Source organism: Paenibacillus sp. GCM10027628 (assembly GCF_042676385.1).
Lineage (GTDB): Bacteria > Bacillota > Bacilli > Paenibacillales > NBRC-103111 > Paenibacillus_E.
The window spans coordinates 167692-179721 of sequence record NZ_JBHTHA010000036.1 but is presented as its reverse complement, the minus strand read 5'-3'; the positions used below and the strand labels follow the sequence as shown (position 1 = coordinate 179721).

The window sequence follows — 12030 nt, the reverse complement described above, 5'->3', positions numbered from 1 at the left end:
TTTTTTTAGAACCCGCCTGTAAGGCCTCAAAGGCACTTACAGCCACTGCGGAAACTGAGCTCCTTCGGGTTCCAAATGATCTGTAGCGCCCATTTTGGGCGTTACAGAGAAGCGAAATCCGCCTTGAACCCGCCCGAAAGGCCTAAAAAGGCACTTACAGCCCGGAAAACGAGCTCCTTCGGGTTCCAAATGATCTGTAGCGCCCATTTTGGGCGTTACAGAAGCGAAATCTGCCTTGAGCCCGCCCGAAAGGCCCAAAAAGGCACTTACAGCCACGGAAATCGAGCCCAACCCAGCTCAATTGGCTAGAAGGGCTTTAGCCTACATAACCATTCAGCGTATAATTCCGACAGCCTTTTCCGAATGATCATCTCGGTTCCCGCTACCAAAGGACTCCTCAGTCCTTCGGTGGCTGTCTCATATTCATTCCCGTCTTTCATTACATTTTTTTAATTCCAAGGAGGACTTTCATTTCATGTACGGAGCACCTTTATCCCAAAATGCAAAGAAAATCATGCTGCTAGGATCCGGCGAGCTTGGCAAAGAAGTCGTTATCGAAGCGCAGCGACTCGGTATCGAGACGATTGCCGTAGACCGTTACGCGAATGCGCCGGCGATGCAGGTCGCTCATCGTAGTCATGTCATTAATATGCTGGACGGCGAGCAGCTTCGTGCGCTTATCGAGCAAGAGCGTCCGGACCTTATCGTTCCGGAGATTGAAGCCATTGCAACTCCTGTGCTTGTTGATCTGGAGAAGGAGGGCTATCGAGTCATTCCTACTGCAACGGCATCCAGACTGACGATGGACCGCGAAGGCATTCGCCGACTTGCTTCGGAAACGCTGAAGCTTCGTACCGCCAAATATGCTTTTGCCGACAGCTTAGAAGAGTTGCGGGCAGGAGTAGCTGAGATTGGAACACCTTGTGTCATTAAACCGATCATGAGTTCTTCGGGCAAAGGGCAAAGCGTATGCCGCACGCCGGAGGATGTGGAACAATCGTGGAACTATGCGATGGAAGGCGGACGCGCGAAAAATGCTCGTGTCATTATCGAAGAATTCATTCATTTCGATTCGGAGATTACGCTGCTAACAGTGCGTTCCGTATCAGGAACAACGTATTGCGAGCCGATCGGCCATATTCAAAAAGACGGCGATTACATCGAATCCTGGCAGCCTCATGCGATGTGCGAGCAGCAAATTGAAGAGGCTCAGCATATCGCAAAAACAATAACCGACGCTCTTGGCGGTTACGGTCTTTATGGAGTTGAGTTGTTTCTTACGAAAGAGGGCGTATACTTTAGTGAAGTTTCACCTCGACCGCACGATACAGGAATGGTTACGATGGCGACACAGGATTTGAGCGAGTTCGCGCTTCATGCTAGAGCGATTCTGGGATTGCCGATTACAGGTGTCCGTTTGCTTACTCCAGGTGCGAGTTATACGTTGAAAGCAGACCGGGAAAACGTCTCCTATACGATCAGCGGTTTAGAAGAGGCGTTATCGGTGCCTCATACGCAGGTTCGCCTATTCGGTAAGCCGGAAACGAAAGTAGGGCGCCGGATGGCCGTTGCGCTCAGCAGTGCGGATACGGTGGAAGAAGCCCGCCAACTTGCGAAGCAGGCAGCAGGTTCGCTTAAGCTTAACTATGAGTAAGCGGTAGAGGTTTCAAAAAACAGTCATCAGGAGGAATACACAGTGGAAGCTAAACCGGCAAGACTCTCCCGAACCGTGTTGACGGAAATCATTTTACCGGCCGATACGAATTACCATCATACCGTCTTTGGCGGTCGCGTTATGCAATACATCGATAAGGTTGCTACTATTGCTTCAATGCGACATTCGCGAAAGGGCGTCGTAACGGCTTCGAGCGATAGTTTGGATTTTTTTGCGCCTGTGAAGCTCGGTGAGGCCATTCAATTGGAAGCTTTTGTGACTTGGACACATCGAAGTTCAATGGAGGTCTATGTCAAGGTCGAGGCTGAGAATCTGCTCACTGGGGAAAAGAAGACAACGGCCACGTCTTACCTGACCTTCGTTGCTTTAGATGAAACGGGACAACCTTGCCCGGTACCGGCAATCATCCCGGAGACAGAGGAAGAGAAGCGATTGTTTGAAACGGCGGAAGCGCGCTACGAAGCCCGAAAATTGCGCAAAGCGGAACGGAATTCGATGCTATCTTAATCGTATTTTCATGACATTTGAAACCATCTTTTCTTCAACTCGTATACAAAGTGTATATGGGAGTTGTCACAATAGGAGGAAAAGAAAAGAATGAATGCACATGAGATTGACTATCGAATTCTTGGAAACGAAATGCAATATGTAGAGATTGAGCTTGATCCAGGGGAAAGCGTCGTCGCCGAAGCCGGCAGCATGATGATGATGGATCAGAACATTCAAATGGAAACCATTTTCGGTGATGGAAGCAGTGATAACAAAGGGTTTATGGGCAAGTTGCTGGGAGCAGGCAAACGTCTGTTGACCGGCGAGAGCTTGTTTATGACGGTTTTCACGAACCGCAGTTATAATGGCAAAGAGCAGGTAACGTTTGCCGCTCCATATCCGGGTAAAATTTTGGCTATGGATTTACAGGATCTAGGCGGCAGGTTGATTTGCCAAAAAGATTCCTTCCTTTGCGCAGCGAAGGGCGTTTCCGTGGGCATCGCTTTCCAGCGTAAGCTGGGAACCGGATTTTTTGGCGGTGAAGGCTTTATTATGCAAAAGATCGAAGGCGACGGTTTAGCTTTCGTACATGCCGGCGGTTCCATCGTTGAGCGCGTGCTGCGCCCAGGTGAAATGATTCGTGTCGATACAGGTTGTTTAGTCGCCATGACGGATGATGTAGACTACGATATCGAATTTGTCAAAGGCATAAAAACCGCAGTGTTTGGCGGCGAAGGCCTATTTTTCGCTACACTTCGGGGACCGGGGCGCGTCTGGATTCAAACGCTTCCGTTCAGCAGACTAGCCGACCGGATCGTTTCTGCAGCAGGTCCGGGTGGACGAAAAGAAGAAGGAAGCATTCTCGGTGGGCTAGGCAACTTGCTTGATGGGGATGGAAGATAAATAGGTTTTCAAAGAAAAAGGCGCGGTTGACATTCGAATGTCATAACCGCGCTTTTTCTTTTCTCATGAGTGATGTATTATTTCGCTCCGCCTTCAGCAAGGATCGTCTCCCATAGGGCGCCTTTGCCGTAAAGATCTTTGTTCACTTGCGTCCAGCCGCCGAGATAGTTGATATCAAAAAGGCCCGGTGGTGTTTGATAATTTTTCTCATATTGTTTGGCAATCGTTGGATCGACTGAACGGAATCCTTTTTCAGCAAATACTTTTTGTGCTTCCGGGCTCCAAAGGTAATCAAGGAATGCCTGAGCTGCTTCGCGGTTTCCATGTTTATCCACGTTTTTATCGATAAGGGCGACAGGATTCTCAATCGATGTTGTGTATTGCGGAACAACTTCTACGTATTTTTTGCCGCTTTGGATACGGGCGATCAGCTCGTTCTCATAAGTAACGATCGCATCACCTACACCTTTATCAAAAGTAGTGAGGGAATCGGCGCCGCTTTTATCCAGTACTTTAATGTTTTTGTATACTTTAGCAAGTAGATCCTTTGCTTGGGCCGGATCTTTTTTGCCGGCAGCTTCCGATGCTTTCAATCCCGCGCCATAAATCGCATTGATATCCCATTTCGCTCCGCCAGAAGTACTAGGGTTCGGAATCAGTACTTCTACGCCTGGTTTTGTTAGATCAGCGAAGTCTTTGATTCCTTTAGGGTTGCCTTCGCGAACGCCGATAGCAGCGATTGAGGCCGTGATATTTCCGTTGTGGGGTTTGCTTTTCCAGTCGTTTGTGATCAAACCTTTTTCAACGATTTTTTGAATATCTCCTTCTAAGGAAAGCGGTGCAATGTCAGCTTCGAATCCTTGAATGATTGCTGTGGCCTGGGAACCTGAAGCCTGGTAAGACTCTTGAAACTCTACGGTTTGGCCGGTTTTCTTTTTCCATTCTTCTTTAAACTTAGGCAAAATCTGATCAAAAGAATCTTTCAGGATCGAGTAAGCGCCGATTGTGATCGTAACTTTGCCGCCTTCAGCTGCTTTCGCCGTACTGCTCGCAGCAGCGGTAGCTGCTGCACTTGCTGCCGGAGCCGTAGAAGCTGCCGGTTTGCTAGTTGTCCCGCAAGCTGTAAGTGCGATACTTGCCGTAAATAAGGTTGCTGTGAGTACGCCTAACGTTTTTTTGTTTTTCATGATTTCTATACCCCTTCGTATGTTTTATATAAAAACAGGCATTGGATCTTGCTTGGCCTGATTTTCAAGAATTTTATTTTCCGTCTTCGTAAATACAGAAATTTGATGGATCAGGATGTTCACTTCATCGCCAACCTTATAAAGCCGATCCTTCACAGACTGATAGGCGAAGAGCTTAATCGGACCTGTTTCGATTTCCAGATACCAGGAATCACCGCGGAAATGAACATGCGTCACTTTCCCTTGCTCGCCTGCCGTAGCCAGGTGAGCGGTATCGTGAGGGCGGACTTCAACTGACTCAGGACGAATGAGTACATTCGTATCAGGAAGCCACTTGCCGTCTTGTTGGATTTCTTGCAAGTATGGGAAACCATGCAGTGGGACATAGTGCGGGATCACGTTCGATTCGCCGATGAAAGAGGCGACGAAGGAGGTAGCCGGCTTCGTATAAATTTCCCATGGACTGCCTTGCTGCTCGATTTTACCCTGCTGCACAATAATGATCTCATCGGCAACTTCGATCGCTTCATCTTGATCATGGGTAACGAATAGAGTGGTTACTTTGAATTCGTCAATCAGGTTGCGCAACCACAAACGCAGTTCCTTACGGATTTTCGCATCGATAGCGGCAAAAGGCTCGTCAAGTAGAAGCAGTTGCGGCTCAGGTGCAAGCGCTCTGGCAAAAGCGACCCGCTGGCGCTGCCCGCCGGAGAGTTGGTGCGGGTACTTTCGCTCGCTGCCCGCCAATCCCATCAATCCAAGCAGGTACGTAACCCGTTCGTGGATAAAATCTTTGTTTTTTTTCAAAACCTTCAGTCCGTAGGCGACATTATCGAAAACGGTCATATGCTTGAAAAGCGCATAGTTCTGGAAAACAAATCCGATGCCGCGCTCTTGCACGGAAAGCTTGGTAGCTTCTTTGCCGTCAAAATAGATTTCGCCGGCTGTCGGGCTCTCTAGCCCGGATAACATCCGGAGAATCGATGTTTTACCGCCGCCGCTAGGACCGATCAAGCCGACCAGATGACCTTTTGTAATGCTGAAGTTGACATCTTTGATCGCATGAAATTGTCCGAAATGTTTATTTAGGTTCTTGACCTCGATGTGCATGTTTATTCCTCCTAAGAGTTTTCGGTAGGAAAACTTTCTTCGTAAGCATAAGATTAGGCGTTAGCCTGGCATCATAATCAATTTTGGGAAACCTAGCTTCTTAACCGCTCGCTCCGATGCTTCATCCATTCCAGTATTAATAAAATAGCAATCGATATAAGTCCAAGTACGAATGCGAGGCTATTGGCCGCAACCAGCTTGAAATTTTCAGCGTCTTGGTACACAAGCGTCGTTGCAGTTTGCGTTTGGTTAATGATATTGCCGGATACAACGAGAATGGAGCCGAATTCACCAAGTGATCTCGCGATGGTTAAAATTAATCCATAAAGGACGCCCCAACGAATGGCAGGCCATGTAATTTGAATGAAGGTACGCCATGAACCTGCGCCGAGTGTTGCAGAAGCTTCTTCCGACTGGGTGCCGATCTCTTCTAATAGTGGAACGACTTCACGCACCATCAAAGGGAAGGTAATGAACATCGTGGCTAAAATCATGCCGGGCAGCGCATAGACGATTTTTAAATCATGAGATTCAAAAAAGGTGCCGAGCGCCGTGTTGGGTCCGAAAATAAGAATGACCATTAACCCAACAATAATTGGCGATACCGCGAACGGCAGATCGATCAATGCGTTAATCAACGGTTTGATCCATCTGGAGATCCAAGACCCGCGGACCAGTTCCAATGAAAGATAGATGCCGACAATGGCATTAAGCAGGGTGACAGCAACAACGATGATGAGTGAAATATACATGGCGTGAAGGGCTTCAGGACGAACCAATGATTCGAAGAACGCACCGACGCCTTCCTGGAAAGCTCCAGCCGTAATACCGAGAAACGGTAATATTATGAGAAGGAAGATGACGAGAAAGGAAATGCCGATCAGAAGCTTTCTCAAGCTAACCGCCCCTTTCCGCGTGTTAATACGTTAATGATCCAAAGAATGACGAGAGACAATGTCAGCAGAACGATGGAAATCGCAGCAGCGCCTTCCGGATTATAATTCTGTGTCTCACCGTATATATAAACCGATGCAACCATCGTTTTACCGGGGATATTACCCGATATGAGGGAGATGGCGCCAAACTCGGCAAGAGATCTTGAAAATGCAAGCATGCTTCCGGCGATAATCCCCGGGAAAATGGCAGGGAAGATGATTTTCCAGAATGTATAGAATCTTCCGGCGCCTAAGGTAAAGCTTGCTTGTTCCTCCGCAGGATCAAGCTGCTCTAGCAGTGGCTGAACGGTTCTGATCACAAACGGAAAAGTGACAAAGACAAGACCGATAATAATAGCAGTTTGATTGTATAACAGCGTGATGCCGAAGTGATCCAGCCAAATGCCTAGCGGGCTTTTTGGCCCCAGTAAGGTGAGGAACATGAGACCCGCCACTGAAGTCGGAAGCGAGAAAGGGAGGTCGACCATACTGTTCAAAATGCTTTTGCCGCGAAACGTATATCGCACAAGGACATAGGCGATAATGCTGCCGACTACAGCCTCAATCAAAGTCGAAACGATACTGAGTTTGACAGTCAGCAAAATGGATTTCCAGGCTAAAGGTCCAGTAACTTCTTTCCAGAAAGGCTCCCAACCGAGTGAAAATCCTTTCACATAGATGGATCCGATTGGCAGCAACAGAAGAACGATCAGATAGCCAATAAGCACAGAGCGAACCGTAGCTTTTAACACTTTGTTACCCACGTTACACCACCTAAAATTATTAATCATAGTGAAATACTTGGAATTATACGATGACTATATCAATGGATGGGCTTCTTTGTCAATCATCTATTTTTATTTTATTCATCAGATTTAATTATAATTGCAGGTAGTATTGGCATGGAAAATTTATCGTTGACGCTTGAAAAAAGCAATGATAAGATAGGAAACAAATTAAATCCAAGTAAATAGGTGTGAATTGTTATAATATGTAAAAACCGAGTCAACCAGACGACTGGAGACTTCCTTTCTTGCTTCGCATGATGAAGCAGGGTAGGGAGTCTTTTTGTTTTCTATCGTGTTTATTATCGAAAGGAAGTGGGATTCGAATGCATGGAAACCGAACGACAATTAGCAACTCCAAGTTTTGGCAGCCGTGGGTGATCCCGATCGTGATTCTTGTACTTTGGCAGGTGCTTGGACTGACGGGATGGTTGTCGCAACGAATTTTGCCTACACCTTTGGAAGTGATAACGGCGCTTATCCAAGTGATTCGAGACGGTACGATTTTCGAATATGTCGCGATCAGTACGAAACGTGCTTTTCTAGGGTTTCTCATTGGAGGGAGTATCGCTTTCTTGTTAGGCCTTCTGAATGGCATTTTTCCGATTGCTGAACGCTATATCGATTCTTCGGTGCAAATGGTCCGCACCATCCCGCACTTGGCGATGATTCCCTTAGTGATTATGTGGTTTGGCATTGGCGAAACCTCGAAGCTTTTTCTTGTCTCCTTAGGGGTCGCATTCCCGATTTATCTCAACACGTTTCATGGTATACGCTCGGTTGACCCGGGGCTGATCGAAATGGGCAAGGTGTATGGACTTAAAGGATTTTCCTTGTTTACCAAAGTTATTTTGCCTGGTGCGCTGGCTAATATATTGCTGGGCATCCGATTCTCTCTAGGAATCATGTGGCTTAGCCTCATTGTTGCGGAAACGATTGCAGCGGATTCCGGGATTGGTTACATGGCAACGCATGCCAGAGAGTTTATGCAGATGGATATCGTTGTTTTATGCGTCATTCTTTATGCGCTTTTAGGCAAGTTATCGGATCTCATTGCCAAATTTTGCGAGAAACGTTGGCTACAATGGCACCACAATTATATTCAGAAAAATTAGAAGAGAGGGAAGCGATCATGAGCAATAAAGTAAGCGGCGTTCAACTTCATATTCGCAACGTGAGCAAAACATTCGGACCGACACGAGTATTGTCCGGTATTGACTTGAACATCAAACAGGGGGAATTCATCGCGATCGTCGGAAGAAGCGGATGCGGGAAAAGCACATTGCTCCGATTAATCGCAGGCTTGGACCAAACCTCAAGCGGTACGATTCTCGTAGATGCGCAGGCGATCAATGGGATCCATCCAGATACTCGGGTGCTGTTTCAGGATTCAAGGCTGCTGCCTTGGAAAAAGAACATTGATAACGTCCGTATCGGTGTGAAAAACGGGGATACGAAGACAGCGCGGGAAGCTCTCCAACAAGTTGGCCTCGAACATAAGGAGAAGGACTGGCCGGCTGTTCTTTCCGGCGGCCAAAGACAGCGTGTTGCCTTGGCTAGAGCGCTGGCGGGAAATCCAAGGTTATTGTTGCTGGATGAGCCATTAGGCGCATTGGATGCTTTGTCCCGTATTGAAATGCAGCAGCTTATAGAAAGACTATGGCTGGAGCAACAATTTACCGTACTGTTGGTTACCCATGATGTGAGCGAAGCTGTCGCCTTAGCGGACCGCGTCATTGTTATTGAGGACGGGAAAATCGGACTGGATCTGCGAATCTCGCTACCCCGTCCAAGAGAGCATGACAGCGGGTTTGCATATTTCGAAAAAACGATATTGGATCGATTATTGGTAAAACAGGAATATGAGCTTGTGAAGAGCAGTGTTGATGGATTTTCCATTTAACGATCCAAACTCAATAGGAAAAGGGAGGACATAAAATGAGTCACTTTGATTTGCATCTGCGAGCGGATGTGCTAATTATCGGTGGCGGGCCTTCGGGTGCGTGGGCTGCCGTTACAGCCGCGAAAGAGGGCGCGAAAGTCGTTCTTGTCGATAAAGGGTACTGCGGAACAAGCGGAGCGACGGCGCCTTCGGGCACCGGAGTCTGGTACGTGAATCCTAATGCTAATGAGCGCGAAGAAGCGATGAAGAGCAGGGAAGCGTTGGGGGGTTATTTAGCTGATCGAGGTTGGATGAAGCGAGTTCTTGACCAGACGTATAGGAATACCAATCAGATAGCCGCCTGGGGATATCCGTTTCCCGTCGACGAAACAGGCACCTCTCATCGGAAAAGTCTCCAAGGTCCTGAGTATATGAAATTGATGCGTAAACAGGTTCAAAAAGCCGGCGTACGAATTCTGGACCACAGTCCGGCACTGGAGCTGCTTGCGGATGAACATGGCGTTGCCGGGGCAACTGGCATCAATAATCAGACGAAAGCGAGCTGGAGAGTAGACGCGACTTCAGTCGTCATTGCAACCGGAGGCTGCGCATTTCTAAGCAAAGCATTAGGTACGAATGTACTTACCGGAGACGGTTACCTGCTTGCTGCCGAAGCGGGGGCAGATCTTTCCGGCATGGAGTTTTCTACCGCTTACTCATTAGCCCCGGCATTCTCGCCGGTAACGAAATCAGCGTTCTACACATGGGCGACTTTTTATTATGAAGACGGCAGGGTAATTGAAGGGGCAGGCTCTCAGCGAGGTCGTTCGGTCATTGCCCGTACGCTATTAACCCAGCCCGTCTATGCAAGAATCGATAAAGCGGACGAGATCGTCAAGCAGGCGATGCGCCAAGCGCAGCCGAATTTTTTCCTTTCGTTCGATCGGCTTGGGATCGACCCATTTACACAGAAGTTCCCGGTTACCCTTCGCTATGAAGGTACGGTTCGGGGAACGGGCGGTATTCATATCGTCGATGAAACGTGCGCGACGAAAGTGCCTGGCCTTTACGCGGCCGGCGATGCGGCAACGCGTGAGCTGATTTGCGGAGGTTTTACAGGTGGCGGAAGTCATAACGCGGCGTGGGCGATGTCTTCGGGCTATTGGTCGGGCGAAGCTGCCGCCAATTACGCATTGAAGCAAGGAGCAAATGCGTCGAACCGAAATGCTAGGGGCTTATCGGAAGCCAGCGGTATCCCGAAGCAAGCGTCGGCGCGATCGGATGCTGCGGATACGCAGGAAATTATTAAGGCCGTCCAGAACGAAGTGTTCCCTTATGACAGAAACTGGTTTCGGACAGGTGAGGGGCTGCAAGCGTCGCTTAGCCGTTTGAATCAACTCTGGCAGGAACTGAAACAAGGCATACAGGCAAGCGATGGGAACATCGTTCGCGTCCGCGAAGCCGCCGCCATGACGGCGACGGTGAGATGGATGTATACCAGCGGTCTGGAGCGCAAAGAAACGCGCGGCATGCACCGTCGTGAAGATTTCCCGAACTTAGACGCTAATCAACATTATCGGATCTTTAGCGGCGGCTTGGACCATACTTGGGCTCAACCGCTCATTGAACAACCTGTGCAATCCACATTAAGGGAGGCGGCAATATCATGATTGAACTGTTGAGTAAAGATCGGTGCATTAGCTGCAATCAGTGTGTATCTGTTTGCCCGACGAATGTCTTTGAAGCTGTAGCTGGGGATATCCCTGTCATTGCGAGACAATCCGACTGCCAGAGCTGCTTTATGTGCGAATTATACTGTCCGACGGATGCTCTTTATGTGACTCCGCTTGCTGAGCAAACGGCGGATGTGCAGGAAGATACGCTTGTTCATCAAGGATTATTAGGCAGTTATAAAGAGAATGTAGGTTGGGGCAAGGGCAGGCGTTCAACAGCATCGGCAGATGGCTCTTATGTCATATTTCAACGTATGCGGGCTTCCCATTAATTCATATCTATACGCGAAGGGGTCTGAATCTTTATGAAAAAGAGAAATGTGAAATGGATCAGTTCAGTACTTATTTTTGTTTTGATTACTGCGGTACTCGCTGCTTGCGGAACAAAAGGCGATAAATCCGCACCTGCTAACGCGAAAGGGTCCGAAGAGGCTCAAATCGCATTACCGGAAACACTTCGAATCGGTTTTATATCCGCCAATAATACGAAAACGATCACGGGTCCTGAAGGTTGGGCGCAATCAAAGGGATATCTGGAAAGCGAACTAAAAAAATACGGCGTTAAAGAATTTAAGTATTTCACCTTTCCGAACGGACCGAACCTGAATGAGGCCATTACGGCCGGAACATTGGACGTGGGCATCTACGGAGATACGCCTGCGATTAACGGGAAAGCTGCGGGGCTCAAAACACGTTTGATTAACCAAACACAAATTAATATGAACGCTTGGCTGGTTGCCAAAAACGATGGCCCTAAAACAGTAGCCGAACTCAAAGGGAAAAAGGTGGCCACGTCACAAGGCTCCTACATGAGCCGCTATTTGACTAGTCTGATTAAGGAACAGGGGCTGGATAAAGATGTGAAAATTCTCCATTTGCTTCCTGCGGATGCTGAAGCTGCGCTCGCCCGCGGCGATATCGCCGCTTTTGCCTATCCGACCGGATTCGGGCCGTTGTTGATCAATAAAGGGTATGTTGCAATTGATGAAGCGGCCAAACATCCTGCGCTTCAAGGCTCAAGCGTTACTGTCGTTACCGAGGACTATTTGGCAAAAAATCCAAAGTTCCCTAAGCTCTGGAACGACATCAGATCCAAGGCGATTAAAGAAATTCGCGCAAATAGTGAAGAATATTTCAAATTCTATGCGGAAGCATCAGGTTACCCGCTTGATGTAGTGAAAGCTTCGTTTAAGATCGAACAATGGCCTGAGGAGGCTACCTCACAGGAAGGGATAAAGCTGCTGGAAGAGGCCAAGAAATTTCTTGTAGATCAAGGACTGGCGAAAAAGGACTATGCGATTAACGACTGGCTAGTCAGATAACTGCTGAGA

General features: G+C 48.1%; 12 protein-coding genes. 8 read left to right on the top strand and 4 right to left on the bottom strand.

The annotated features are described in order from the left end of the window. Positions 1-475 precede the first annotated feature (475 nt). The 3 genes from purT (at position 476) to ACFQZT_RS23710 (ending at position 3067) form a co-directional block, all read left to right on the top strand. The gene (gene purT, locus ACFQZT_RS23720; RefSeq protein ID WP_379303794.1) at positions 476-1654 is read left to right on the top strand and encodes a formate-dependent phosphoribosylglycinamide formyltransferase; all 1179 of its coding nucleotides are present in this window, start codon (positions 476-478) and stop codon (positions 1652-1654) included. Between the two features lie 42 nt (positions 1655-1696). Then, positions 1697-2182, top strand: coding sequence for an acyl-CoA thioesterase (locus ACFQZT_RS23715; protein ID WP_379303792.1), 486 nt, complete (start codon positions 1697-1699; stop codon positions 2180-2182). A 90-nt stretch (positions 2183-2272) separates the two neighbouring features. Next, complete coding sequence (locus tag ACFQZT_RS23710; RefSeq protein WP_379303790.1) at positions 2273-3067, top strand: TIGR00266 family protein; 795 nt, start codon at positions 2273-2275, stop codon at positions 3065-3067. 77 nt (positions 3068-3144) lie between these two features. Here the strand turns inward: ACFQZT_RS23710 and ACFQZT_RS23705 are convergent, their stop codons facing one another. The 4 genes from ACFQZT_RS23705 to cysT all read right to left on the bottom strand — a co-directional run bounded on the left by ACFQZT_RS23705 (position 3145) and on the right by cysT (position 7063). Then, a complete protein-coding gene (locus ACFQZT_RS23705) occupies positions 3145-4254 on the bottom strand; it encodes a sulfate ABC transporter substrate-binding protein (protein ID WP_379303788.1) in 1110 nt (369 codons plus the stop codon). A 24-nt stretch (positions 4255-4278) separates the two neighbouring features. Continuing rightward, positions 4279-5364, bottom strand: coding sequence for an ABC transporter ATP-binding protein (locus ACFQZT_RS23700; RefSeq protein WP_379303786.1), 1086 nt, complete (start codon positions 5362-5364; stop codon positions 4279-4281). Between the two features lie 92 nt (positions 5365-5456). Further along, on the bottom strand, positions 5457-6260 hold the full coding sequence (locus ACFQZT_RS23695; RefSeq protein ID WP_379303784.1) for a sulfate ABC transporter permease subunit: 804 nt from the start codon (positions 6258-6260) through the stop codon (positions 5457-5459). Beyond that, positions 6257-7063, bottom strand: a complete 807-nt coding sequence (gene cysT, locus ACFQZT_RS23690) for a sulfate ABC transporter permease subunit CysT (RefSeq protein ID WP_379303782.1) — start codon at positions 7061-7063, stop codon at positions 6257-6259. Before cysT ends, ACFQZT_RS23695 begins: the two co-directional genes overlap by 4 nt. Before the next feature lie 347 nt (positions 7064-7410). Between cysT and ACFQZT_RS23685 the strand changes: the two genes are divergently transcribed. The 5 genes from ACFQZT_RS23685 to ACFQZT_RS23665 are packed head-to-tail and all read left to right on the top strand — an operon-like array spanning position 7411 to position 12021. After that, positions 7411-8199: an ABC transporter permease subunit gene (locus ACFQZT_RS23685; RefSeq protein ID WP_379303780.1), complete on the top strand. Its 789-nt coding sequence runs from the start codon at positions 7411-7413 to the stop codon at positions 8197-8199. A 17-nt stretch (positions 8200-8216) separates the two neighbouring features. Then, positions 8217-8987, top strand: coding sequence for an ATP-binding cassette domain-containing protein (locus ACFQZT_RS23680; protein WP_379303778.1), 771 nt, complete (start codon positions 8217-8219; stop codon positions 8985-8987). Between the two features lie 35 nt (positions 8988-9022). After that, on the top strand, positions 9023-10636 hold the full coding sequence (locus tag ACFQZT_RS23675; RefSeq protein WP_379303776.1) for an FAD-dependent oxidoreductase: 1614 nt from the start codon (positions 9023-9025) through the stop codon (positions 10634-10636). Continuing rightward, positions 10633-10971, top strand: a complete 339-nt coding sequence (locus ACFQZT_RS23670; protein WP_379303774.1) for a 4Fe-4S binding protein — start codon at positions 10633-10635, stop codon at positions 10969-10971. Before ACFQZT_RS23675 ends, ACFQZT_RS23670 begins: the two co-directional genes overlap by 4 nt. Before the next feature lie 33 nt (positions 10972-11004). Next, positions 11005-12021 carry an ABC transporter substrate-binding protein gene (locus tag ACFQZT_RS23665; RefSeq protein WP_379303772.1) on the top strand — a complete coding sequence of 339 codons (1017 nt, stop codon included), beginning with the start codon at positions 11005-11007 and terminating at the stop codon, positions 12019-12021. Positions 12022-12030: the final 9 nt, after the last annotated feature.

Bases quoted from the DNA above. Each gene is read 5' to 3' on its own strand.
- purT (WP_379303794.1), top strand. From the start codon at position 476: ATGTACGGAGCACCTTTATCCCAAAATGCAAAGAAAATCATGCTGCTA.
- ACFQZT_RS23710 (WP_379303790.1), top strand. From the start codon at position 2,273: ATGAATGCACATGAGATTGACTATCGAATTCTTGGAAACGAAATGCAA.
- ACFQZT_RS23705 (WP_379303788.1), bottom strand. From the start codon at position 4,254: ATGAAAAACAAAAAAACGTTAGGCGTACTCACAGCAACCTTATTTACG.
- ACFQZT_RS23700 (WP_379303786.1), bottom strand. From the start codon at position 5,364: ATGCACATCGAGGTCAAGAACCTAAATAAACATTTCGGACAATTTCAT.
- ACFQZT_RS23685 (WP_379303780.1), top strand. From the start codon at position 7,411: ATGCATGGAAACCGAACGACAATTAGCAACTCCAAGTTTTGGCAGCCG.
- ACFQZT_RS23680 (WP_379303778.1), top strand. From the start codon at position 8,217: ATGAGCAATAAAGTAAGCGGCGTTCAACTTCATATTCGCAACGTGAGC.
- ACFQZT_RS23675 (WP_379303776.1), top strand. From the start codon at position 9,023: ATGAGTCACTTTGATTTGCATCTGCGAGCGGATGTGCTAATTATCGGT.
- ACFQZT_RS23670 (WP_379303774.1), top strand. From the start codon at position 10,633: ATGATTGAACTGTTGAGTAAAGATCGGTGCATTAGCTGCAATCAGTGT.
- ACFQZT_RS23665 (WP_379303772.1), top strand. From the start codon at position 11,005: ATGAAAAAGAGAAATGTGAAATGGATCAGTTCAGTACTTATTTTTGTT.